Below are 24555 nucleotides of genomic sequence, written 5' to 3'. Positions count from 1 at the left end.
CCGCCCGCACGATGGAAAAAACTACACCTGCCCCACGTACAAATAGATCGCCAAAAAGTGGCATACGCTGCCGCCCAGCACAAAGCCGTGCCAGATGGCATGGTTGTACGGGATGCGCTTGCAGACGTAGAAAATCACGCCGAGCGAGTACACCACGCCGCCTAAGGCCAGAAGCGTTACGCCTCCTACCGACAGTTTGACCGCCAGTTGATACACCACAATCAGCGACAGCCAGCCCATTGTCAGATAGGTGACCAGTGACAGCACCTTAAACCGGTGCGCGATGGTCAGCTTAAACAGGATCCCCAGCAGTGCCAGGCTCCAGATAACAATCATCAGGCCACGCGACAGCGGTGAGTTAAGCCCCACCAGCAAAAACGGTGTGTAAGTGCCTGCAATCAGAAGATAGATAGCACAGTGGTCAAATTTCTTGAGCCACATCTTGGCCCGCTGATGCGGGATCGCGTGATACAGCGTCGACGCCAGGAACAGCAGGATCATACTCCCGCCATACAGGCTGTAGCTGGTAATGGCCATCGCGCTGGCATTGGCGTCCACCGCCTGCACCAGCAATAACACTAAACCGACAATCCCAAACACCAGGCCAATGCCGTGGCTGATGCTGTTGGCTACTTCCTCAGCCAGCGAATATCCCTGTGCGATTAATGGTCTGCTCACCATACAAAACTCCGGGAAAACAAAAGATGATTATTCATCGCATAACTATGCTAACTGAGAATGATTCCAGTGAACACCTGTTAGCTAAAATAAAGTTAAACATAACGTTTCTAAATTACAATCAGACAGTTACACTTTAATTTCAGCGAACGTGCGTTTCGATTTCAATTATAAACATTTAAAATCAATTACATAAAACTGGTTCTGCCTGGGGTAGATCTCTGCGATCACGCTTTTCAATTCATCCAGGGTCATGTTCTCCTGTTCAGCATGTTTTTGCGTCAATGTGTCGAACGTAACGGTTGACGTTCCTGTTACTTCAATGGTGCAAAAATAACCATCATCCTCATAACGCCCCACCCGCAGGATATCGCCGGTTTTGAAATGGGATTCACTTTTATCCCGGATAGTGATGGTTTTACGCCCGGCCAGGATGTCGTCCTGAAAGCGCTGAAAAAAAGTGATGTCGTTTGGCTGCATGTTATTATTCCCTGAAGAAAAGTCTGATGAGTGAGTGTAGCCATTGTGAGCATGTTCTCCCATTCCGCCATTGCCAGTCTCAATAACCTGGAGATGATGGTCTACAACTATGTCATAAAAAATCGTGACAAAGTGATGTACATGACCATCCGCGAGCTGGCGGATGCGGCAGACGTCTCAACCACGACTATCCTGCGCTTTTGCCGCAAGCTTAACTGCGAAGGGTATTCTGAATTTCGGGTGCGCTTTAAGCTTTATCTTGAACAGAACGAGCCCCAGCAGGCGAATTTCGGTGCCAGCGAAATTATCAGCTTTTTTAAAAGCGTGAATAATGAAGAGTTCGATGCGTTATTAGATAAGGCGGTTGATATTATTTTATCGTCAGAGCGAATTATATTTGTCGGTGCCGGAACATCGGGTTCGCTGGCAAAATATGGCGCACGCTTCTTTTCTAATATCGGGAAATTCAGTAACCATATTGATGACCCTTATTTCCCGGTCACCAATGATATGGCGAAAAATGCTCTGGCGATTGTGCTCTCCGTCTCGGGCGAGACCGAGGAGATCCTGCGCTTCGCCAGCCAGTTCAGCCTGCATCACTGCAAGGTGCTCTCTATTACCAGCCACGAGCACTCGCGTCTCGCAAAACTGGCGGACTTTAATCTATCCTGGCATGTTCCTCAGACGCGTATTGCAGGCGTCTATGACATCACCACGCAAATTCCCGTCATTTATATTCTGGAATCTCTCGGACGTAAACTGGCGAAGAAACTCACAGAATAAAACACCCTGTTTTTTTGGTGTAACAAATCACATTTACTGGGAATTGTTATATCGTGACATTCAATTTCGCTTTGCTAGACTCGATGCCAATAAGCCATTTATTGAGAAGAGCAGCGATGAAAAAATTGACCTTACCAAAAGATTTTTTATGGGGCGGCGCGGTTGCCGCTCACCAGGTTGAAGGCGGCTGGAACAAAGGCGGCAAAGGGCCAAGCATTTGTGACGTATTGACCGGCGGCGCGCACGGCGTGCCGCGCGAAATCACGCAGGAAGTAGTGCCGGGTAAATACTACCCAAACCACGAGGCCATCGACTTCCACGGCCACTATAAAGAAGACATCAAGCTGTTTGCCGAGATGGGTTTCAAGTGCTTCCGCACCTCTATCGCCTGGACGCGCATCTTCCCGAAAGGTGACGAAACGCAGCCAAACGAAGAGGGGCTGAAGTTCTACGACGACATGTTCGACGAGCTGCTGAAATACAACATCGAACCGGTGATCACCCTCTCCCACTTCGAAATGCCGCTGCACCTGGTACAGGAGTACGGCAGCTGGACCAACCGTAAAGTGGTCGATTTCTTCGTGCGCTTCGCGGAAGTGGTTTTTGAGCGCTACAAAAACAAGGTCAAATACTGGATGACCTTCAACGAAATCAATAACCAGCGTAACTGGCGCGCGCCGCTGTTCGGTTACTGCTGCTCGGGCGTGGTCTATACCGAACATGACAATCCGGAAGAGACCATGTACCAGGTCCTGCACCACCAGTTTGTGGCCAGCGCCCTGGCTGTGAAAGCCGCGCGCCGCATCAACCCTGAGATGAAAGTCGGCTGCATGCTGGCCATGGTGGCGCTCTATCCGTTCTCCTGCAAACCGGAAGACGTGATGTTCGCCCAGGAATCCATGCGCGAGCGCTATGTCTTTACCGACGTCCAGCTGCGTGGTTACTACCCGTCCTACGTGCTGAACGAGTGGGAGCGCCGCGGCTTCTCCATCAAAATGGAGGCAGGCGACGAGCAGATCCTGCGTGAAGGTACCTGCGACTACTTAGGTTTCAGCTACTACATGACCAACGCGGTGAAAGCGGAAGGCGGTACCGGCGATGCGATTTCCGGCTTCGAAGGCAGCGTGCCAAACCCGCACGTGAAGGCATCCGACTGGGGCTGGCAGATCGATCCGGTAGGCCTGCGCTATTCCCTGTGCGAACTGTATGAACGTTATCAGAAACCGCTGTTTATCGTGGAAAACGGGTTCGGCGCCTACGATAAGGTGGAAGAAGACGGCAGCATCAACGACGACTATCGCATCGACTACCTGCGTGCCCACGTGGAAGAGATGATCAAAGCCGTGACGCACGACGGCGTGGATCTGATGGGCTATACGCCATGGGGCTGCATCGACTGCGTGTCGTTCACCACCGGCCAGTACAGCAAGCGCTACGGCTTTATCTACGTGAACAAGCACGACGACGGCACGGGCGACATGTCGCGTTCACGCAAGAAGAGCTTTAACTGGTATAAGGAAGTGATTGCCAGCAACGGCGAGAAACTTTAACGCCGTAACGCCGGGCGGCGCTACGCTTGATCCCCTCTCCCTTTGGGAGAGGGTTAGGGTGAGGGGTTTACTTCCCGCCCGCCAACTCAATAAAACTGCCCGTTACGTACGACGCCTTCTCGCTCAGCAGCCAGACAATCGCCTGCGCCACCTCTTCCGGCTGGCCGCCGCGCTGCATCGGCAGCAACGATTTCACGCGATCCACTCGCCCCGGCTCTCCGCCGGACGCATGAATATCGGTATAAATTAGACCCGGACGCACGCAGTTGACGCGAATGCCCTGCGCCGCCACTTCCAGCGATAGCCCGGTTGTCAGCGAATCGACCGCCCCCTTGGACGCGGCATAATCCACATATTCACCCGGCGCGCCCAGGCGCGACGCGGCGGAAGAGACGTTCACTATCGCCCCACCCTTGCCGCCATGCCTGAAGGACATGCGTTTTACCGCTTCCCGGCAGCAGAGAAAGTAGCCCGTGACGTTGGTCGCCAGGACGCGGTTAATGCGCTCAGCGGAAAGGTTCTCGATAGTGGATTGCTCAAACAGAATGCCCGCATTATTGACCAGCGCACGAAGCGGCTCGCCTTCACGATCGAGGCTGTCAAACATCGCCAGCACCTGGGCTTCATCACTGATATCCGCGCGGACGGCAAAGGCTTTACCGCCCGCTTCAACGATCTGGTTGATCACGTCCGTCGCGGCTTTAATGTTGTGGTGATAGTTCACCGCCACGGTGTAGCCTTCGCGCGCCAGCTGCAGCGCGGTGGCTTTCCCAATGCCCCGGCTGGCGCCGGTGACCAGTGCTATTGCCATTTTCTTCTCCCAATAAAAAAGCCGGGTGGCGGCTTCGCCTTACCCGGCCTTTATGACTACACCAATAATATTACTGGTATTCGCTCATCGGCACGCAGGAGCAGAACAGGTTACGGTCGCCGTACACGTCATCAAGACGCTTCACGGTCGGCCAGTATTTGTTTGCCACGCCTGCAGGGAAGACGGCCAGCTCGCGGGAATAACCGTGGTTCCACTCTGCCACCATTTCGTGCTGGGTGTGCGGGGCGTTAACCAGCGGGTTATCTTCCAGCGTCCACTCGCCGTCCTGCACGCGATCGATCTCCATGCGGATGGCCAGCATCGCGTCGATAAAGCGGTCCAGCTCGGCTTTGCTTTCAGATTCCGTTGGCTCCACCATCAGCGTACCCGCAACCGGGAACGACATGGTTGGCGCGTGGAAGCCGTAGTCAATCAAGCGCTTGGCGATATCCAGCTCGCTGATGCCCGTCGCTTCTTTCAGAGGACGAATATCGAGGATGCACTCGTGCGCCACGCGACCGTCGCGGCCGGTATAGAGCACCGGGAAGGCAGACTTCAGACGAGTCGCAATATAGTTGGCGTTCAGGATCGCCACCTGGCTCGCCTGCTTCAGCCCTTCCGCGCCCATCATGCGGATGTACATCCAGCTGATTGGCAGGATAGAGGCGCTACCGAACGGTGCCGCAGAGACCGCGCCCTGACGGGTCAGCATGCCTTCAATCTGCACTACGCTGTGGCCCGGTACAAACGGTGCCAGGTGCGCTTTCACGCCGATTGGGCCCATGCCCGGGCCGCCACCGCCGTGCGGGATGCAGAAGGTTTTGTGCAGGTTCAGGTGCGACACGTCCGCGCCGATAAAGCCCGGAGAGGTAATGCCCACCTGAGCGTTCATGTTCGCGCCGTCGAGGTAAACCTGACCGCCGAACTGGTGCACCACTTCGCACACTTCACGGATGGTCTCTTCGTACACGCCGTGGGTAGACGGGTAGGTCACCATGATGCAGGAGAGCTTGTCGCCCGCCTGCTCGGCTTTCGCACGCAGGTCGACCAGATCGATGTTGCCGTTCTTATCGCACGCCACCACCACCACTTCCATGCCCGCCATCTGGGCAGAGGCCGGGTTGGTACCGTGGGCGGAGCTTGGGATCAGGCAGATATCGCGGTGACCTTCGTTGCGGCTTTCGTGATAGTGACGGATCGCCAGCAGACCCGCGTATTCGCCCTGCGCGCCGGAGTTCGGCTGCATGCAGAGCGCGTCATAACCGGTCAATTTCACCAGCCAGTCGGAAAGCTGGTTGATCATCATATGATAACCTTCCGCCTGCTCTGGCGGGCAGAACGGGTGCAGCTCGGAGAATTCAGGCCAGGTGATCGGGATCATCTCCGCCGCGGCGTTCAGCTTCATGGTGCAGGAGCCCAGCGGGATCATCGCCTGGTTCAGCGCCAGATCCTTGCGCTCCAGAGAGTGCATATAGCGCATCATCTCGGTTTCGCTGTGGTAGCGGTTAAACACCGGATGCGTCAGGATCGCATCGTTACGCAGCATGCTTTCCTGAATGGAGCGGCTGTCGAGCGCGACCTCTTTGTCGAGCGCATCAATGTCCAGACCGTGCGCGTCACCCAGCAACACGCTGAACAGGTTCAGGATATCGTCGCGGGTGGTGCTTTCATCCAGCGTAATGCCGACGGCGTTGTGGATGTCGCTGCGCAGGTTGATCTCTGCTGCATTCGCGCGCGCCAGCACGGCCGCTTTGTCCGCCACTTCCACACACAGGGTGTCGAAGTAGTGAGCGTGGCGCAGCTTAAGGCCTTTCTGCTGCAGACCGCAGGCCAGAATATCAGCCAGACGGTGAATGCGGCTGGCAATGCATTTCAGACCAGCCGGGCCGTGGAACACGGCGTACAGGCTGGCGATGTTTGCCAGCAGCACCTGGGAGGTACAGATGTTGGAGTTCGCTTTCTCGCGGCGGATGTGCTGCTCGCGGGTTTGCATCGCCATGCGCAGCGCGGTGTTACCGGCAGCGTCTTTTGAGACGCCGATGATGCGGCCTGGCATAGAGCGTTTGAATTCATCTTTCGCGCCGAAGAACGCCGCGTGCGGGCCGCCGTAGCCCATCGGCACGCCGAAGCGTTGCGCTGAACCGAATACGATATCCGCGCCCTGTTTACCCGGCGCCGTCAGCAGCACCAGCGCCATAAAATCGGCGGCAACGCTGACAACCACTTTGCGGGTTTTCAGCTCGGCAATCAGCGCGCCGTAGTCGTGTACTTCGCCCGTTGTCCCCACCTGCTGCAGCAGCACGCCGAAGACGTCCTGGTGATCCAGCACTTTGTCAGCGTCGTCGACAATCACGTCAAAGCCGAAGGTTTCCGCACGGGTGCGCACCACGTCCAGCGTCTGAGGATGCACGTCCGCCGCCACGAAGAAGCGGTTGGCATTTTTCAGCTTGCTCACGCGTTTTGCCATCGCCATTGCTTCGGCGGCGGCGGTCGCTTCATCCAGCAGCGAGGCGGAGGCGATATCCATACCGGTCAGATCCAGCGTCACCTGCTGGAAGTTCAGCAGCGCTTCCAGACGGCCCTGAGAGACTTCCGGCTGATACGGGGTGTAAGCGGTGTACCAGCCCGGGTTTTCCAGCATGTTGCGCAGGATAACCGGCGGTAACTGCACGTTGGTGTAGCCCATGCCAATGTAAGACTTATAGCGCTTGTTCAGGCCTGCGATAGCCTTCAGCTCCGCCAGCGCGGCGAATTCCGTGGTGGCTTCCCCCACCTGAGGCGGCGTGGCAAGCTGGATGTCTTTTGGCACAATCTGGCCGATAAGTGCGTTTAATGAATCCGCGCCAACTGTCTTCAGCATCTCCTGCTGTTGCTGAGCATCCGGCCCAATGTGACGTTCAATGAAGGCGCCACGGTTTTCAAGCTGGCTTAAAGTCTGTGTCATGAGCGATGGTTCCTGAAACGTGCAGTGAATTTAAGTTCCCTCTCCCTCTGGGAGAGGGTTAGGGTGAGGGGAAGATGGGCACCCTCGCCCCTGCCCTCTCCCGAAAGGAGAGGGGGATAAACGATTACTCGTCTTCTAACAGTGCTTCGTACGCGGTCGCATCCAGCAGCGCGGCAACCTGAGATTCGTCGCTGGCTTTGATCTTGAAGATCCAGCCGCCTTCATAAGGCTCGCTGTTCACCAGCTCTGGCGAATCGCTCAGCGCGTCGTTGACGGCAACGATTTCGCCGCTCACAGGAGCATAGATGTCAGATGCCGCTTTTACGGACTCCGCCACGGCGCAGTCGTCGCCCGCGCTAACGGTCGTGCCCACGTCAGGCAGGTCAACAAACACCATGTCGCCCAGCAGCTCTTGCGCGTGCTCGGTGATCCCTACGGTGTAAGTGCCGTCCGCCTCTTTGCGCAGCCACTCGTGTTCTTTGCTGTATTTCAGTTCTGCTGGCACATTGCTCATTGAAGTTCTCCTGATAAAAATGATTAGGCGACCGGCTTACCGGCGCGAACAAAAATCGGTTTGGTCACGTTGACCGGCATTTCGCGGTTGCGGATTTGCACCACCGCCGTTTCGCCAATGCCCGCCGGCACGCGTGCCAGTGCAATACTGTAGCCCAGCGTCGGGGAGAAGGTACCGCTGGTGATCACGCCTTCGCGAGGATTGCCGTCAGCATCGGTAAAGCGCACCGGCAGTTCACCGCGCAGCACGCCCTTCTCGGTCATCACCAGACCCACCAGCTGTTCAGTACCCTTCTCGCGCTGCATCTCCAGCGCTTCGCGGCCAATAAAGTCACGGTCAGCCGGTTCCCATGCGATGGTCCAGCCCATGTTGGCGGCCAGCGGAGAGACGCCTTCATCCATCTCCTGACCGTAGAGGTTCATCCCCGCTTCCAGACGCAGAGTATCGCGCGCGCCCAGACCCGCAGGCTTCACGCCCGCTTCCACCAGCGCGCGCCAGAAATCAGCGGCCTTCTCGTTCGGCATCGCAATTTCGTAGCCCGCTTCACCGGTGTAGCCGGTGGTGGCGATAAACAGATCGCCCGCCTGCACGCCGAAGAACGGCTTCATGCCTTCGGTTGCTTTGCGCTGCTCGTCGTTAAACAGAGACGCGGCTTTCGCCTGCGCGTTCGGCCCCTGCACGGCGATCAGCGACAGATCGTCACGGACGGTGATGTCGATGGCATAAGGTTCGGCGTGTTGGGTGATCCAGGAGAGGTCTTTTTCGCGGGTGGCGGAGTTGACAACGAGGCGGAAGAAATCTTCAGTGAAGTAGTAGACGATAAGGTCATCAATCACGCCGCCCGAGGCGTTCAGCATGCCGGTATAGAGCGCTTTACCCGGCGTTTTCAGTTTGGCGACGTCGTTTGCCAGCAGATAACGCAAAAACTCCCGGGTGCGGCTACCGCGCAGATCGACAATCGTCATGTGGGACACGTCGAACATACCGGCATCGGTGCGCACCGCGTGGTGCTCATCAATCTGCGAGCCGTAGTGCAGCGGCATCATCCAGCCATGGAAGTCCACCATGCGGGCGCCGCATAACACGTGTTGTTCGTACAAAGGAGTCTGTTGAGCCATCTTGTCCTCGTTGAAAAATTCACCGTGAAACCCGGTATCGGCCCCGTCACCTGGCGCCGACGCAAACGTTCTCTTTTACCCGAACTTACCACCGAAACCGGCGGTTAACCATAAGGTAAAACGGGTCATCACATTAGCTTATGACCAAAAAACGCTAAAAAGCCTACAGAGTTATTCACTGGAAAAATGCGATTAACCCCGCACAAAATTAACAATGATCTAACAGGATTTAGCACATGGTGATATTTCATGCGGAAAAACGGGCCGAATTTCCGTAACATAAAATCCCGTAGATTAGATTTTCTAATGCGAAAAATGACGTGAAATTAGAATATTTCAAACGAGGGAATTTCCCCGGCGCAGAGGCCGGGAAAATAAAGTGTGACAGGGGTCTAAATTAACGTAGCCAGTCCGGCAGGTCGTTAAGACCCATCGCCTGACGGAGGAGTTGAGGTTTGACGCCAGGAAGCGTATCGGCCAGTTTAAGACCAATATCGCGCAGCAATTTTTTCGCCGGATTTGCGCCGGCAAACAGCTCGCGGAAGCCCTGCATGCCCGCCAGCATCATCGCCGCACTGTGCTTACGGCTGCGCTCGTAGCGACGCAGGTAGAGATGCTGGCCGATATCTTTGCCTTCGCGGTGCAGGCGACGCAGTTCCTCAACCAGCTCCGCCGCGTCCATAAAGCCAAGGTTAACGCCCTGCCCGGCCAGCGGATGAATGGTATGCGCCGCATCCCCCACCAGCGCCAGACGGTGCGCGGCAAACTGACGCGCGTAGCGGCCGGTTAACGGGAACACCTGCCGCTCGCTTTCAAGGGTGCACAAGCCAAGGCGGTTATCAAACGCCATGCACAGCGCCTGGTTAAAGGCATCCGGCGTCGCCTCCTCCATCAGCTGGGCTTTTTCAGGCACCAGGGACCAGACAATCGAGCACAGGTGCGGATCGGCAAGCGGCAGGAACGCCAGAATGCCGTCGTTGTGGAAAATCTGCCGCGCCACGCCGCCGTGCGGCTCCTCGGTACGGATCGTGGCAACCAGAGCGTGATGACGATAGTCCCAAAAGGTCAGCGGGATATCGGCTTTATTCCGCAGCCAGGAGTTCGCACCGTCAGCACCGACCACCAGACGCGCGGTCAGCATGTCGCCGCTCTGTAAGGTGATAAACGCCTCGTTTTCACCCCACGCCACCTGCTGGATCTGCGCAGGCGCAATCAGCGTCACGTCGCTGCACTGCTGCGCTTTCTGCCACAGCGCGTGGTGGATCACCGCGTTTTCGACGATATGACCCAGATGGCTGTAGCCCATGCTTTCATCATCAAAAGCAATATGACCAAAGCTGTCTTTATCCCACACTTCCATGCCGTGGTAGCAGCTGGCGCGCTGCGCCACAATATCTGCCCAGACGCCAAGGTGCGTCAGCAATTTCTCGCTGGCGGCATTGATCGCCGAGACGCGGAGTTCCGGCGGGGCATCTGGCGCAACGGGCTGAGGCTGCTTTTGCTCCAGCACCGCCACGCGCAGGCCGCTGCCCTGTAAACCACAGGCCAGAGCCAGTCCGACCATACCGCCGCCAACGATGGCAACATCAACATTTTGCACGGTGATAACTCCTTAACGCGCGACCCAACCAAGAGTCCGCTGCGCCAGCACGTCACGTGCCGGAATGAATAATTCCATCGCCATCAGCCCGAGGTTGCGGCCTGCAACCAGCGGCGCCCAGCGATTGGCAAAGAGATGGACTAAGCCGTCGGTGACGCCAATCGTCGCCTCTTTATCCACCTGGCGGCGCTTCTGGTAATGGCTGAGCACCGGGTATGCGCCACAGTCTTTTTGCTCACCCCATGCCTGAGCAAGGGTTTCCGCCAGGCTCATGACATCACGCAGGCCAAGGTTGAACCCCTGCCCAGCGATGGGGTGCAGCGTCTGCGCGGCATTACCGACAAGCGCCAGACGATGGGAGATGGACTGAGACGCTGTCGTCAGGGAAAGCGGGTAGACCGCCCGCTGGCCAGCATGGGTAATACGCCCCAGCCGCCAGCCAAAGGCTTTTTGCAGCTCGGTACAAAAACGTTCATCGGACCAGGCTTTAACCTCTTCAGCCTTATCCTGCGGATGACACCAGACAAGCGAACAGCGCCCGTCCGACATCGGCAGCATCGCCAGCGGGCCATGCTGCGTAAAGCGTTCAAACGCCCTGCCGTGGTGTTCTGCTGCGGTAGAGACGTTCGCAATGACCGCAACCTGCCCGTAGGGCTGCTGACGCCACTCGACGCCACACTGCGTGCCGAGCGCCGAACGCGAGCCGTCCGCGGCGACCAGAAGCTGGCCTTCAAGCACGGTGCCGTTTTCCAGCGTCACGCTGACCGACGCCTCACTGCGGCTCACGCCGGCCACGCGCGCCGGACAATGCAGCGTGACGCCCGGCGCATCCTGGAGCAGACGGAACAGACGCAATCCGACGTCGTGGAGTTCAACAACCTGACCCAGCGCGTCAATGCGGTAATCCTGCGCGTCCAGCGTGACAAAGCCAGCATGGCCGCGATCGCTTACGTGAACGGTTTTAATTGCCGTCGCGCAATCGGCGATGGCCTGCCAGATGCCAATGCGGGACAGCTGCTGGCAGGTGCCCTGCGCCAGGGCAATCGCGCGGGAATCAAAACCGGGATGATTTTTCGCCTGCGGTGCGATAGCTTCAACCAGGTGCACCGGAAGCTGCCCCTTCGTCAAATGCGAAATGGCCAGCGCCAGCGTGGCCCCGGTCATGCCGCCGCCAACGATAATCACGCTCATGCGCGTGCCGCTGCCATCAGCGCCTCGATATCGTCAGCGTTTTTCACGACGCTCGCGGTCAGGTTTTCGTTACCGGTTTCGGTGATCACGATGTCGTCTTCGATGCGAATGCCAATTCCGCGGTACTCTTCAGGCACGTCGGCATCCGGTGCGATATACAGGCCTGGCTCCACGGTTAACACCATGCCCGGCTCCAGCACGCGCGAACGGTCGGTGCCGTACGCGCCAACGTCATGCACATCCAGCCCCAGCCAGTGGCTTAGGCCGTGCATGAAATACGGTCGATGCGCATTTTCAGCGATCAGGATATCGACCTCCCCTTTCAGGATCCCGAGCCTGACCAGACCGGTAATCATGATGCGCACCACTTCGCCGGTCACTTCCTGCATGGAGGTACCGGGACGATACAGCCTGAGCGCCGTCTCAAGCGATTCCAGGACAATGTCATAAATGGCGCGCTGTGCCGGTGAGAATTTACCGTTCACCGGGAAGGTACGGGTGATGTCCCCCGCGTAGCCCTGGTATTCGCAACCGGCGTCAATCAGGACCAGATCGCCGTCGCGCAGCGCGCTTTCGTTTTCGGTGTAGTGCAGAATGCAGCCGTTTTCTCCGCCGCCAACAATGGTGTTGTAGGAGGGATAACGCGCGCCGTGGCGGTTAAATTCGTGATGCATTTCGCCTTCCAGCTGGTATTCGAACATCCCGGGACGGCACTTTTCCATGGCGCGGGTGTGCGCCAGGGCGCTGATTTCGCCCGCACGACGCATCAAATTCAGCTCTTCTTCAGACTTGAACAGGCGCATTTCATGCACCACCGGACGCCAGTCCGTCAGCGTGGCCGGCGCGGACAGGTTCTGCCGCGAGCCTTTGCGCAGCTTATCCAGCGCGGTGAAAACAATCTCATCGGCGTAGGCATATTCACCCTGCGCGTGATAGAGCACGTCGAGGCCGTTAAGCAGCTGATAGAGCTGCTGGTTGATTTCGCTAAACGCCAGCGCGCGGTCAACGCCCAGCTTCGCCGGTGCGGCCTCCTGGCCTAAGCGGCGACCAAACCAGATTTCGGCCGTCAGATCGCGCACGCGGTTGAAAATCACGCTGTGGTTGTGGGTGTCATTGCTCTTAATCAGCACCAGCACCGCTTCCGGCTCGTTAAAGCCGGTGAAGTACCAGAAATCGCTGCTCTGGCGATAGGGGTATTCGCTGTCGGCGCTGCGCGTGACTTCGGGCGCAGCAAAAATCAGCGCGGCGCTGCCCGGCTGCATTGTTGCCAGCAGCGCCTGACGGCGGCGGGAATACTCTTGACTCGAGATAACCATGACACCCTCCTGTGCGTTATTTTTCTTAATGTAAGGTTGGCTTGCGGACTTCCGGCGCGGTCGGCTGAGAGCGCGTGAAGTTATCGTGGCACAGCAGTGCCGCCACGCGCACGTACTCGATAATCTCTTCAAGAGACATTTCCAGCTCTTCCTGGTCTTCGTCTTCATCGTAGCCGAGCTGGGCGATGTTACGCAGGTCGTCGATCGCTTCACCCGCTTCGCCGGTCACTTTATCCAGTTTAGGCTGCGTCACGCCGAGCCCCAGCAGATAGTGGTTTACCCAGCCGGCCAGCGCATCGGCGCGATCGAACACGCTGACGTCGTCGCCTTCAGGCAGATAAAGCTGAAAAAGGAAGCCATCGTCTTCCAGCGAATCGCTGGTTGCGGCGTGCATTTTACGCAGCGCTTCCGCCAGCTCGTGACCAAACGCCAGCCCTTCGTTCGTGAGGTCGTGGATCAGCGGCTGCCATGAGCTGTCGCTGTTTCCGCCGCACAGCATGCCACTGATCAGACCGTGCATTTCGGCAGGGGTTAAACCGATTCCCTGCTGGTTCAGTAACTGGTTTAAATCCTTGTAACCAGGCATTTCGTTCTGTATAGACATGAGCATTCGTCATCAAAGGGGGGAAGTTTCATGATATGCTACCACTTTGGACCCTGGTGATACCAGAAAAGGGCTTGTATCTTCACATCAGGGTAGCTATAGTGTCGCCCCTTCGCAGCCCCCGGGGCAGTAAGCGAAGGCAGCGCAGTCAATCAGCAGGAAGGTGGCATGTCTGCACAACCCGTCGATCTCCAGATTTTTGGCCGTTCACTGCGAGTGAATTGTCCGCCTGAACAAAGGGATGCTTTGAATCAGGCAGCGGACGATTTGAATCAGCGGTTGCAAGATCTAAAAGAACGCACTAGAGTCACAAATACTGAGCAGCTGGTTTTCATCGCCGCGTTGAACATCAGCTATGAACTGACTCAGGAAAAAGCAAAGACCCGCGACTACGCGGCAAGCATGGAGCAGCGCATTAAAATGCTCCAGCAGACCATAGAACAGGCATTGCTTGATCAAGGTCGCAATCCCGAAAGACCGGGACCAAAGTTTGAATAACACTTCTCAGTTGACTATGGTAGAGTAACTGTGAAGACAAAATTTCTCTGAGATGTTCGCAAGCGGGCCAGTCCCCTGAGCCGATATTTCATACCACAAGAATGTGGCGCTCCATGGTTGGTGAGCATGCTCGGTCCGTCCGAGAAGCCTTAAAACTATGACGACACATTCACCTTGAACCAAGGGTTCAAGGGTTACAGCCTGCGGCGGCATCTCGGAGATTCCCTCTCTTTTCTTCTACCGACTACCATGACCCAATTCCCTGAAGTTTCTGCTTCACGCCAGGACATCCGTCAGTTAATTCGTCAGCGCCGCCGTGCGTTAACCGCCGATCAGCAAGCGCATTTTGCCCAGCAGGCCGCCGCCCGTATGATGGCGTATCCCCCTGTCGTGATGGCGCACACCGTTGCGCTATTTCTGTCATTTGATGGAGAGCTGGATACCCAACCGCTGATAGAACAGCTCTGGCGCGCCGGGAAGAAGGTCTATCTGCCGGTGCTGCACCCGTTCAGCGAAGGTAATTTGCTGTTTCTGCACTACCATCCGCACAGCGAACTGGTGGTAAATCGCCTGAAAATCACCGAACCGAAACTCGACGTGCGCGACGTGCTCCCGCTGTCACAGCTGGATGTGCTGATCACGCCGCTGGTGGCGTTTGATGAACAGGGCCAGCGTTTAGGGATGGGCGGCGGTTTTTACGACCGGACGCTGCAAAACTGGCAGCAGTACGGGTTGCAGCCGGTGGGTTATGCGCATGATTGTCAGGGCGTGGAGGCGTTGCCGGTGGAGAAGTGGGATGTGCCGTTGCCGGCGGTAGTGACGCCATCGAAGTTGTGGGAGTGGTGAAACAGGCGTGCGGCCTGATGCCCTCACCCCAGCCCTTTCCCACAGGGAGAGGGTGAAAACATAAAAAACGGTAACTATCGTTACCGTTTTGCATTTATCTCGCACCATCAGTACAGCAGACGCGCGCGAATCGTCCCCTGAATCGCCTTCATGCTCTGCAGCGCTTTCTCAGCAACATCGTCATCCGCTTCGATATCAATGACCACGTAGCCCATCTGCGAGTTCGTTTGCAGATACTGTGCGGCAATGTTGACGCCCTGCTCGGCAAAGATCTGGTTGATCGCGGTCAGCACGCCAGGACGGTTTTCGTGGATGTGCAGCAGACGACGACCACCGTGCAGCGGCAGAGACACTTCCGGGAAGTTCACGGCAGAGAGCGTAGAACCGTTGTCGGAATATTTGCTCAGCTTACCCGCCACTTCCAGACCGATATTCTCCTGCGCTTCCTGGGTAGAGCCGCCGATGTGCGGCGTCAGGATCACGTTGTCGAATTCGCACAGCGGAGAGGTAAACGGATCGCTGTTGGTCGCTGGTTCCGTCGGGAAGACGTCGATGGCCGCGCCCGCCAGGTGCTTACGCTTCAGCGCATCCGCCAGGGCCGGGATATCGACAACCGTGCCGCGCGCGGCGTTGATCAGCAGTGAGCCCGGCTTCATCAGCGCCAGCTCTTCCGCGCCCATCATGTTCTTGGTGGACGCATTTTCCGGCACGTGCAGGCTCACCACGTCGCTCATGTTCAGCAGGTCAGAAAGGTGTTGAACCTGGGTCGCATTGCCCAGCGGCAGCTTGCTTTCGATATCGTAGAAGAACACGTGCATACCCAGGGATTCCGCCAGAATACCGAGCTGCGTACCGATGTGGCCGTAGCCGATAATCCCCAGTTTTTTACCACGCGCTTCATATGAGCCGGACGCCAGTTTGTTCCACACGCCGCGGTGCGCCTTGGCGTTCGCTTCAGGAATGCCGCGCAGCAGCAGCAGCAGTTCGCCAATCACCAGCTCCGCCACGGAACGGGTGTTGGAGAACGGGGCGTTGAAGACGGGAATACCGCGTTTGGCGGCAGCATTCAGGTCGACCTGGTTGGTACCGATGCAGAAGCAGCCGATAGCCACCAGCTTTTCCGCCGCGGCAATAACCTCTTCAGTCAGGTGAGTACGGGATCGCAGGCCAATGAAGTGGGCATCACGGATGGACGCTTTCAGCTCTTCGGTATCGAGCGCGCCTTTGTGAAATTCGATGTTGGTGTAACCTGCCGCACGAAGGCTATCGATTGCTTTTTGATGCACGCCCTCGACCAGCAGGAATTTAATCTTGTCTTTCTCCAGTGATACCTTTGCCATTTACCCGACCCTGTTTTTGTCTGAACTGATGTTGTGCTGGATATGAATCCGCTGTAGCCAACATATCAAAAAAAACTATTGCAGCAATATGAACGTTTGCGTCGGCACTCTGAAGAAAAGTCATACAGAGCAAAATGTCAGAGGAAAATGCTATGGAAATTTACAAACGCGGCAGGATCGGCAAATGAGGCGTAAAAACGTGACACAAGTCACCGAATTTAGCTTTTCAAAAATTTTTTAGCGGGGGGAGGACTCCCCCCGTCAGATCATTTTACGATGGTTTTCACGCCGTCAGCGGTGCCGATCAGCGCCACATCCGCGCCACGGTTGGCGAATAGCCCTACGGTCACTACGCCTGGGATAGCGTTGATGGCATTTTCCAGCGCAATCGCGTCAAGAATTTCCAGACCGTGAACGTCGAGGATCACGTTACCGTTATCGGTGACTACGCCCTGACGGTATTCCGGACGACCGCCCAGCTTCACCAGCTGACGGGCAACCGCGCTACGCGCCATTGGGATCACTTCGACCGGCAGTGGGAAATTACCCAGAATGTCGACCTGCTTGGAGGCATCCGCGATGCAGATGAACTTGTCCGCAACGGAGGCGATGATCTTCTCGCGCGTCAGCGCCGCGCCGCCGCCTTTGATCATCTGCATGTGGCCGTTGATTTCATCCGCACCATCAACGTAAATCCCCAGACGATCCACTTCGTTGAGATCGAAAACGGTAATGCCGAGGCTTTTCAGCTTTTCCGTGGAAGCATCAGAGCTGGAAACCGCGCCCTCGATTTGCCCCTTCATCGTGCCCAGCGCATCGATAAAGTGTGCCGCGGTTGATCCCGTACCGACACCAACAATGGTACCCGGCTGCACGTACTGGAGAGCGGCCCATCCTACTGCTTTTTTCAGTTCATCCTGCGTCATGATCGTTTTGCCTGTGGTGTGAAAACTCAGGGCGCATTATAGAACACGTCGAATGGAATTCGTCTGCCACGAAGGGAAAATTGTGTCATAGTGCAGAATAAGCAAAATTAAGGAGCCAGCCAGAGCAATGAAACGTCCGGACTACAGAACACTACAGGCACTTGATGCAGTTATTCGTGAACGCGGTTTTGAGCGCGCGGCGCAAAAGCTTTGCATCACCCAGTCCGCCGTATCACAGCGTATCAAACAGCTTGAAAACATGTTCGGCCAGCCGCTGCTGGTGCGTACCGTGCCGCCACGTCCAACCGAGCAAGGGCAAAAGCTTCTCGCCCTGCTGCGCCAGGTTGAACTGCTGGAAGACGAGTGGCTGGGTGACGAACAAACGGGCTCTACGCCGCTGCTGCTCTCTCTGGCGGTCAACGCCGACAGCCTGGCAACCTGGCTGCTGCCGGCCCTTGCGCCGGTATTAGCGGACTCCCCTATCCGCCTGAATCTCCAGGTGGAAGATGAAACCCGTACCCAGGAACGCCTGCGTCGCGGTGAAGTGGTTGGGGCGGTCAGTATTCAGCCTCAGGCGCTGCCAAGCTGTCTTGTCGATCAGCTGGGCGCGCTGGACTACCTGTTTGTGGGTTCAAAAGCCTTTGCCGAGCGCTACTTCCCGAACGGCGTCACCCGCGCCGCGCTGCTGAAAGCCCCTGCCGTGGCGTTCGACCATCTGGACGATATGCATCAGGCGTTCCTGCAGCAAAACTTCGATCTGCCGCCGGGCAGCGTGCCGTGCCATATCGTCAACTCGTCTGAAGCCTTTGTGCAGCTTGCGCGTCAGGGCACCACCTGCTGCATGATCCCGCATCTGCAGATTGAGAAAGAGTTGAAAAGCGGTGAGCTGATTGACCTCACGCCGGGGCTATATCAGCGCCGGATGCTCTACTGGCACCGGTTTGCGCCAGAAAGCCGCATGATGCGCAACGTCACCGACGCGCTGCTGGCCTACGGGCACAAGGTGTTGAGACAGGATTAATCGATTGAATTCCCTCTCCCTGCGGGAGAGGGTTAGGGTGAGGGCAAATTACTGCGCCTTAGCCGCCTCAGTTTGCTGAGTTTGAGTTGGCTCCAGCTGGAACACCACATCCACCTGATCGTCAAACTGGATGGTTGGCTGCTCGTAAGTTTCCTGAGCAGACACCGGGGCTGCATCAGCCTTCATCATCCGCACCATCGGGCTTGGCTGGTAGTTAGAGACGTGGTAACGCACGCTGTAAACCGGGCCGAGCTTGCTCTTAAAGCCAGAAGCCAGCTGTTCCGCCTGGTGAATGGCATCATCAATCGCCGCTTTACGCGCTTCGTCTTTGTATTTCTCCGGTTGCGCAACGCCCAGCGACACGGAACGAATTTCGTTCAGACCCGCCTTCAGCGCGCCATCCAGCAGCGAGTTAAGCTTATCCAGCTGACGCACGGTCACTTCGACGGTACGCACGGCACGGTAGCCTTTCAGGATGCTTTTACCATTCTGGTAGTCGTAATCGGGTTGAGTACGCAGGTTCGCGGAGTTGATATCTTTTTTACCGACACCGTTCTGCTCGAGGAAAGAGAGGTATTGCGCAACACGATCGTCAGCCTGCTTCTTGGCAGATGCCGCATCTTTCGCAGATACATTGACTTCAATTGCCAGCGTTGCGACATCGGGTACCGCGTCCACGCTTGCGGTGCCTGAAGTGACGATGTGCGGGCCATCCGGCAGTTCACTTGCCTGCACCGACACCGCACCAAAACTTACTAATGCCGCCAGGGCCATCACCTTAAACTTCACTGTTATTCCTCCATGTTGCGAAGAGTGCCCATTAACAGGGCGCATGCCAGCAAGCTTAGCGGGTCTTGTTCAGTTGTCCATAAGACAAGGATTAGTTGAACAATTCCTGAACGTGGTGAATCCCCTCTTTTGCCAGCTGAAAAGCAATAAACCACATCACCAGCCCCACCAGCGTATTAATGATGCGCTGGGCTTTGGCCGTACGCAGACGAGGAGCCAGCCATGCGGCCAGAATGGCGAGACCAAAGAACCAGAGGAAAGAGGCGCTGACCGTTCCCAGCGCAAACCAGCGTTTCGGCTCAACGTCCAGCTGCCCGCCCAGGCTGCCCAGCACCACGAAGGTGTCCAGATAAACATGCGGATTAAGCCAGGTGACCGCCAGCATGGTGACGATAATCTTCCAGCGGCCCTGCTTCATGACTTCCGCGCTCGCCAGTTCGAGGTTGCTGCTCATCGCCGTTTTCAGGGCACCAAAACCGTACCAGAGCAAAAACGCCACGCCGCCCCAGGTGACCAGCGCCAGCAGCCAGGGAGACTGCATGAGCAATGCGCTGCCGCCAAAAATTCCGGCACAGATCAGCAGTAAATCGCTTACCGCGCACAGCAGGGCAATCATCAGATGATACTGGCGGCGAATGCCCTGGTTCATCACAAACGCATTTTGCGGGCCAAGGGGAAGGATCATGGCCGCACCTAAGGCAAGCCCTTGAAAATAATAAGATAACATGACGAAATTCTCACAGTATTGTTCTGGAAGGAGACTATACTGCGCGAATTACATTAGAGGAAATTGATAATATTAATTGGGGATTAGCAGCACTTATAAAAATAAAGCCCGGTGGCGCTAGCGCCTACCGGGCCTGCGGGAGAAGTTATTCGGCTTCTTTGACTTTTTTGACGTTTACGTCCATCTGAGGGTACGGGAAGCTGATGCCGTTGGCATCAAAGTCGCGCTTAATGCGTTCCAGCACGTCCCAGTACACGTTTTGCAGATCGCTGCTTTTGCTCCAGATACGCACCACGAAGTTAATGGAGGAAGCGCCCAGCTCGTTCAGGCGAACCGTCTGCTCTTTATCTTTCAGAATGCGATCGTCTGAAGCAATGATATTACTAATCAGCGACTTCACCTGATCGATGTCGGAGTCGTACGCCACGCTGATAATCAGCTCGTTACGACGCACCGGTTCACGGGAGAAGTTAATGATGTTGCCCGCGATGATTTTCCCGTTCGGCACGACCACGATGCGGCCATCGACGGTACGCATGGTCGTTGAGAAAATCTGCACCTGCAGCACGGTCCCGGCAATGCCGCCAAGGTCAACGTATTCGCCGGAGCGGAACGGACGGAAGGTGACCAGCAGAACGCCAGCCGCCAGGTTTGACAGCGAGCCCTGCAGCGCCAGACCAATAGCCAGACCGGCGGCACCGAGAACGGCAATGACGGAGGCGGTCTGCACGCCCACACGGCCCAGCGCCGCAATCAGCGTAAAGGCGATAATGCCGTAGCGCACCAGCGCGGAGAGGAAGTCAGCCACCGTGGCGTCAATGTTACGGGCCAGCATTACGCGGTTAACCGTGTTCGATACAATGCGCGCCACGATCATACCGACGATGATGATGGCAATCGCCGCGACGATATTGACGGCATAGCTCAGCAACAGCGCCTGGTTGCGCACCAGCCAGTTACCGGCGTTATTGATGCTGTCTACAACATCGAGTTGTTCCATTTATTCTTCCTTTTGTTAAACCAAAACACAAAATCCATCCCCCATGGAGACAGGCAGGTCCGTAAAGGGTAAACAAAAAGCGCAAGTATTGCCAAACAGATCACAAAAACCGGCCTGGCAGAGTATTGAAAAAGCATAAAAAAAGGCCCGCATTTGCGGGCCTTCTGATGCTGTTAGCAGCTCAAATTACAGAACGTCTACCGCGTTCAGTTCTTTGAATGCCTGCTCCAGACGAGTAATCATTGAAGTCTGGGCAGCGCGCAGCCATACGCGTGGATCGTAGTATTTCTTGTTCGGCTGGTCTTCGCCTTTCGGGTTGCCCAGCTGACCCTGCAGGTAAGCTTCGTTGGTTTTGTAGTACTGCAGGATACCGTCCCATGTTGCCCACTGGGTGTCGGTATCGATGTTCATTTTCACTACGCCGTAGCTTACGGAGTCTTTGATTTCCTGAGCAGAAGAACCGGAACCGCCGTGGAAGACGAAGTTCAGGCTGTTGTGCGGCAGGTTGTGTTTCTTGGAAACGTATTCCTGAGAATCACGCAGGATGGTCGGGGTCAGAACCACGTTACCTGGTTTGTAAACGCCGTGTACGTTACCGAAGGACGCTGCGATGGTGAAGCGTGGGCTGATTTTGCTCAGCTCGGTGTAAGCGTAATCAACGTCTTCTGGCTGGGTGTACAGTGCAGAAGCGTCCATGTGGCTGTTGTCCACGCCGTCTTCTTCACCACCGGTGCAACCCAGTTCGATTTCCAGAGTCATGCCCATTTTGGCCATGCGCGCCAGGTATTTGGAGCAGATTTCGATGTTTTCGTGCAGTGACTCTTCAGACAGGTCGATCATGTGAGAAGAGAACAGTGGCTTACCGGTAGCCGCGAAGTGTTTTTCACCCGCGTCCAGCAGACCGTCGATCCACGGCAGCAGTTTCTTCGCGCAGTGGTCAGTGTGCAGGATAACTGGAACACCGTAGTGCTCAGCCATCTGGTGTACGTGGTGCGCACCAGAGATAGCGCCCAGAATTGCAGCACCCTGAGGAATGTCAGTTTTCACGCCTTTACCTGCGATGAACGCAGCGCCGCCGTTAGAGAACTGAACGATAACTGGCGCTTTAACTTTAGCGGCAGTTTCCAGTACGGCGTTGATGGAGTCGGTACCCACGCAGTTAACTGCTGGCAGAGCGAAGTTGTTTTCTTTAGCTACCTGGAACACTTTCTGTACGTCATCACCAGTGATAACGCCAGGTTTTACGAAATCAAAAATTTTAGACATGTTGCTTAGTCCTGTATCTTCGGCCGTTAGAAAAGGTGCGAGCTCTTAAAAGCGCGCTGAAAATTGGGCAGGTTTCCCTGCCCTTGAATGGCTTACTTCTTAGCGCGCTCTTCGAGCATTGCTACTGCTGGCAGTACTTTGCCTTCCACGAATTCGAGGAATGCGCCGCCACCAGTGGAGATGTAGGAGATCTTGTCAGCGATACCGAACAGGTCGATTGCTGCCAGGGTGTCACCACCGCCTGCGATAGAAAACGCTTCGCTGTCTGCGATAGCGTTAGCAACGATTTCAGTACCTTTGCGGAAGTTCGGGAATTCGAACACGCCAACAGGACCGTTCCACAGGATAGTTTTTGCGTTTTTGAGGATTTCAGCCAGTTTCTGTGCAGAAACGTCGCCCAGGTCCAGAATCTGCTCTTCATCTTTGATGTCGTTAACAGATTTCAGGGTCGCGGTTGCGGTTTCGGAGAACTCGGTCGCTACGCGAACGTCAGTTGGAACCGGGATATCGCAGGTGCTCAGCAGGCGTTTGGCTTCGTCAACCAGGTCTGCTTCGTACAGGGATTTGCCCACGTTGTGGCCCTGAGCAGCAACGAAGGTGTTCGCGATACCACCGCCAACGATCAGCTGGTCAGCGATTTTAGACAGGGAATCCAGAACGGTCAGTTTGGTAGAAACTTTAGAACCACCAACGATAGCCACCATTGGACGAGCAGGTTCTTTCAGTGCTTTACCCAGCGCTTCCAGTTCGTCAGCCAGCAGAGGACCGGCGCACGCTACGTCTGCAAATTTACCGATACCGTGGGTTGACGCCTGAGCACGGTGAGCCGTACCGAATGCATCCATCACGAACACGTCGCACAGTGCAGCGTATTTTTTGGACAGAGTTTCGTCGTCTTTCTTTTCGCCTTTGTTAAAGCGAACGTTTTCCAGAACAACCAGTTCACCGGCTGCAACTTCAACGCCGTCCAGGTAATCTTTCACCAGGCGAACCGGGTTGGACAGTTTGTCTTTCAGGTAATTAACCACTGGCAGCAGAGAGAACTCTTCGTTGTACTCGCCTTCAGTTGGACGACCCAGGTGGGAGGTGACCATCACTTTCGCGCCCTGCTTCAGAGCCAGTTCGATGGTTGGCAGAGATGCACGGATACGCGCGTCGCTGGTCACTTTGCCATCTTTAACCGGTACGTTCAGATCGGCACGGATGAAAACGCGTTTACCAGCCAGATCCAGATCGGTCATCTTAATTACAGACATGGTGAATCCTCTCGTTGATTCTTAAAGTTTTGCAGACGCACAATGCGTCTTACCTGAAACCTTGAGCGGCCATTGCTAACGTGGTGTCGAGCATTCGGTTAGCAAAGCCCCATTCGTTATCACACCAGACCAGCGTCTTGATAAGGTGTGCGCCACTGACTCTCGTTTGCGTGCCATCGACGATGGCGCTGTGCGGGTCGTGGTTAAAATCTACTGAGACCAACGGTAATTCCGTATAGTCAACTATACCATGAAATGCCCCCTGTGCCGCTTTTTGCAGCAACAGGTTGACTTCACAGGCTTTTACCGGTTTTTTCACCGTCACGCTAAGGTCGATTGCGGTGACGTTAATCGTCGGAACACGCACGGCAATCGCTTCAAACCGGTCATTAAACTGCGGAAAAATTCGGGTGATCCCTGCAGCCAGTTTCGTGTCCACCGGAATGATTGACTGGCTCGCTGCGCGAGTGCGTCGTAAATCCGGATGGTAGGCGTCGATAACCTGCTGATCGTGCATGGCGGAGTGAATCGTGGTCACGGTGCCGGATTCAATGCCATACGCATCGTCTAACAGTTTGATGACCGGAATAATGCAGTTAGTGGTACAGGAGGCGTTGGAAACAATGCGGTGTTCGGCCTGCAGCTCATGCTGGTTGACGCCAAACACGACGGTCGCGTCGAGGTCGTTACTGCCGGGATGAGAAAACAGGACTTTTTTCGCGCCTGCTGCCAGATGCGCTTCGCCATGTTCACGGTTGCCGTACACGCCGGTACAGTCAAGCACCACATCCACACCCAGTTCACGCCAGGGTAGCCCGGAGATGCTGTTCTCATGCAGCACACGAATAGCGTCGTCACCAACAAAAAGTCGATCTCTTTCCTGGCGTACGTCCCAGGCAAAGCGTCCGTGGCTGGTGTCATATTTCAACAAATGCGCCATGCCCGTAGCATCCGCCAGTTCATTGATTGCTACCACGGTTATTTCCGCCCGACGTCCTGATTCATATAAAGCACGAACCACGTTACGTCCGATGCGACCGAAGCCATTAATCGCTACGCGTACGGTCATAGATCTCCTGCAAAGCAATCCCTGAGTTTGAGGTGGCTGAAAGAGTAATCCAGCTACGCCCGAAGGGGAATCCTTGCTGTCACAAACTGCGATTGATTGGTCAATTGTCGAACATTTAATCGACTGAAACGCTTCAGCAAGAATAAGCGAATCGGGGAATAAAAGGAATGTCTGTCCAGATGAATAAGCGCGCTATATGACTTGCGTCACATTTTAGGTGGAATAATG

Annotated in this window: 23 protein-coding genes and 1 other RNA gene; 6 read left to right on the top strand and 18 right to left on the bottom strand. The window is 55.9% G+C overall.

Translation table 11 applies throughout. The features are described 5' to 3' along the window. Positions 1 to 21 precede the first annotated feature (21 nt). Positions 22 to 681, bottom strand: coding sequence for a hemolysin III family protein (locus M2422_RS18465; RefSeq protein ID WP_023309101.1), 660 nt, complete (start codon positions 679 to 681; stop codon positions 22 to 24). Positions 682 to 846: 165 nt separating this feature from the next. Next, the gene (gene yqfB, locus M2422_RS18460; RefSeq protein ID WP_047060448.1) at positions 847 to 1158 is read right to left on the bottom strand and encodes a N(4)-acetylcytidine aminohydrolase; all 312 of its coding nucleotides are present in this window, start codon (positions 1156 to 1158) and stop codon (positions 847 to 849) included. Positions 1159 to 1209: 51 nt separating this feature from the next. On the opposite strand from yqfB, the gene M2422_RS18455 reads away from it, so the two are divergent. Beyond that, positions 1210 to 1941: a MurR/RpiR family transcriptional regulator gene (locus tag M2422_RS18455; protein ID WP_032660101.1), complete on the top strand. Its 732-nt coding sequence runs from the start codon at positions 1210 to 1212 to the stop codon at positions 1939 to 1941. Between the two features lie 116 nt (positions 1942 to 2057). After that, positions 2058 to 3491: a 6-phospho-beta-glucosidase BglA gene (gene bglA, locus M2422_RS18450; protein WP_033146593.1), complete on the top strand. Its 1434-nt coding sequence runs from the start codon at positions 2058 to 2060 to the stop codon at positions 3489 to 3491. Positions 3492 to 3558: 67 nt separating this feature from the next. On the opposite strand, the gene M2422_RS18445 is transcribed toward bglA, so the two are convergent. The 8 genes from M2422_RS18445 to M2422_RS18410 all read right to left on the bottom strand — a co-directional run bounded on the left by M2422_RS18445 (position 3559) and on the right by M2422_RS18410 (position 13589). Further along, positions 3559 to 4302 (bottom strand): SDR family oxidoreductase, encoded by a 744-nt coding sequence (locus M2422_RS18445; protein WP_032660097.1) that lies wholly within the window; start codon positions 4300 to 4302, stop codon positions 3559 to 3561. A 70-nt stretch (positions 4303 to 4372) separates the two neighbouring features. Then, a complete protein-coding gene (gene gcvP / locus M2422_RS18440) occupies positions 4373 to 7246 on the bottom strand; it encodes an aminomethyl-transferring glycine dehydrogenase (RefSeq protein ID WP_064673273.1) in 2874 nt (957 codons plus the stop codon). Positions 7247 to 7370: 124 nt separating this feature from the next. Next, the gene (gcvH, locus tag M2422_RS18435; RefSeq protein WP_008499718.1) at positions 7371 to 7760 is read right to left on the bottom strand and encodes a glycine cleavage system protein GcvH; all 390 of its coding nucleotides are present in this window, start codon (positions 7758 to 7760) and stop codon (positions 7371 to 7373) included. Between the two features lie 23 nt (positions 7761 to 7783). Then, on the bottom strand, positions 7784 to 8878 hold the full coding sequence (gcvT, locus tag M2422_RS18430; RefSeq protein ID WP_029739208.1) for a glycine cleavage system aminomethyltransferase GcvT: 1095 nt from the start codon (positions 8876 to 8878) through the stop codon (positions 7784 to 7786). 397 nt (positions 8879 to 9275) lie between these two features. Beyond that, entirely contained in the window at positions 9276 to 10478 is a 1203-nt protein-coding gene (gene ubiI, locus M2422_RS18425; protein ID WP_064673274.1) for an FAD-dependent 2-octaprenylphenol hydroxylase, read from the bottom strand. Between the two features lie 12 nt (positions 10479 to 10490). Beyond that, positions 10491 to 11669: a 2-octaprenyl-6-methoxyphenyl hydroxylase gene (gene ubiH, locus M2422_RS18420; RefSeq protein WP_064673275.1), complete on the bottom strand. Its 1179-nt coding sequence runs from the start codon at positions 11667 to 11669 to the stop codon at positions 10491 to 10493. Beyond that, positions 11666 to 12979: a Xaa-Pro aminopeptidase gene (gene pepP, locus M2422_RS18415; protein WP_155739952.1), complete on the bottom strand. Its 1314-nt coding sequence runs from the start codon at positions 12977 to 12979 to the stop codon at positions 11666 to 11668. The genes ubiH and pepP overlap by 4 nt, the downstream gene beginning before the upstream one ends. Before the next feature lie 31 nt (positions 12980 to 13010). Further along, positions 13011 to 13589 carry a YecA family protein gene (locus M2422_RS18410; RefSeq protein ID WP_023333316.1) on the bottom strand — a complete coding sequence of 193 codons (579 nt, stop codon included), beginning with the start codon at positions 13587 to 13589 and terminating at the stop codon, positions 13011 to 13013. 168 nt (positions 13590 to 13757) lie between these two features. Between M2422_RS18410 and zapA the strand changes: the two genes are divergently transcribed. The 3 genes from zapA (at position 13758) to M2422_RS18395 (ending at position 14933) form a co-directional block, all read left to right on the top strand. After that, positions 13758 to 14087: a cell division protein ZapA gene (gene zapA / locus M2422_RS18405; RefSeq protein WP_006811891.1), complete on the top strand. Its 330-nt coding sequence runs from the start codon at positions 13758 to 13760 to the stop codon at positions 14085 to 14087. 41 nt (positions 14088 to 14128) lie between these two features. Further along, positions 14129 to 14312, top strand: a non-coding RNA gene (gene ssrS, locus M2422_RS18400) — 6S RNA. Between the two features lie 24 nt (positions 14313 to 14336). Further along, positions 14337 to 14933: a 5-formyltetrahydrofolate cyclo-ligase gene (locus M2422_RS18395; RefSeq protein WP_032660084.1), complete on the top strand. Its 597-nt coding sequence runs from the start codon at positions 14337 to 14339 to the stop codon at positions 14931 to 14933. A 107-nt stretch (positions 14934 to 15040) separates the two neighbouring features. On the opposite strand, the gene serA is transcribed toward M2422_RS18395, so the two are convergent. Together serA and rpiA are read right to left on the bottom strand one after the other, a co-directional pair. After that, positions 15041 to 16273 (bottom strand): phosphoglycerate dehydrogenase, encoded by a 1233-nt coding sequence (gene serA / locus M2422_RS18390; protein ID WP_023309113.1) that lies wholly within the window; start codon positions 16271 to 16273, stop codon positions 15041 to 15043. A 266-nt stretch (positions 16274 to 16539) separates the two neighbouring features. Beyond that, positions 16540 to 17199, bottom strand: a complete 660-nt coding sequence (rpiA, locus tag M2422_RS18385; protein WP_014885151.1) for a ribose-5-phosphate isomerase RpiA — start codon at positions 17197 to 17199, stop codon at positions 16540 to 16542. Positions 17200 to 17326: 127 nt separating this feature from the next. On the opposite strand from rpiA, the gene argP reads away from it, so the two are divergent. Next, positions 17327 to 18220, top strand: a complete 894-nt coding sequence (gene argP, locus M2422_RS18380) for a DNA-binding transcriptional regulator ArgP (protein ID WP_008499727.1) — start codon at positions 17327 to 17329, stop codon at positions 18218 to 18220. Positions 18221 to 18268: 48 nt separating this feature from the next. On the opposite strand, the gene M2422_RS18375 is transcribed toward argP, so the two are convergent. The 6 genes from M2422_RS18375 to epd form a co-directional block, all read right to left on the bottom strand. Further along, positions 18269 to 19009 carry an oxidative stress defense protein gene (locus M2422_RS18375; protein WP_023309114.1) on the bottom strand — a complete coding sequence of 247 codons (741 nt, stop codon included), beginning with the start codon at positions 19007 to 19009 and terminating at the stop codon, positions 18269 to 18271. A gap of 91 nt (positions 19010 to 19100) precedes the next feature. After that, positions 19101 to 19736: an arginine exporter ArgO gene (argO, locus tag M2422_RS18370; RefSeq protein ID WP_021242063.1), complete on the bottom strand. Its 636-nt coding sequence runs from the start codon at positions 19734 to 19736 to the stop codon at positions 19101 to 19103. 145 nt (positions 19737 to 19881) lie between these two features. Next, positions 19882 to 20736, bottom strand: coding sequence for a small-conductance mechanosensitive channel MscS (gene mscS, locus M2422_RS18365; RefSeq protein WP_033146600.1), 855 nt, complete (start codon positions 20734 to 20736; stop codon positions 19882 to 19884). A gap of 186 nt (positions 20737 to 20922) precedes the next feature. Beyond that, positions 20923 to 22002 (bottom strand): class II fructose-bisphosphate aldolase, encoded by a 1080-nt coding sequence (gene fbaA, locus M2422_RS18360; RefSeq protein WP_029739216.1) that lies wholly within the window; start codon positions 22000 to 22002, stop codon positions 20923 to 20925. Between the two features lie 92 nt (positions 22003 to 22094). After that, a complete protein-coding gene (pgk, locus tag M2422_RS18355; RefSeq protein WP_023333323.1) occupies positions 22095 to 23258 on the bottom strand; it encodes a phosphoglycerate kinase in 1164 nt (387 codons plus the stop codon). A 49-nt stretch (positions 23259 to 23307) separates the two neighbouring features. Beyond that, entirely contained in the window at positions 23308 to 24327 is a 1020-nt protein-coding gene (epd, locus tag M2422_RS18350) for an erythrose-4-phosphate dehydrogenase (protein ID WP_032660071.1), read from the bottom strand. Positions 24328 to 24555: the final 228 nt, after the last annotated feature.

The organism is Enterobacter sp. SLBN-59 (genome assembly GCF_024807915.1).
Taxonomy (GTDB): domain Bacteria; phylum Pseudomonadota; class Gammaproteobacteria; order Enterobacterales; family Enterobacteriaceae; genus Enterobacter; species Enterobacter asburiae_B.
The sequence above is the reverse complement of the archived record's forward strand: the minus strand, read 5'-3'. Positions and strand labels throughout refer to the sequence as shown.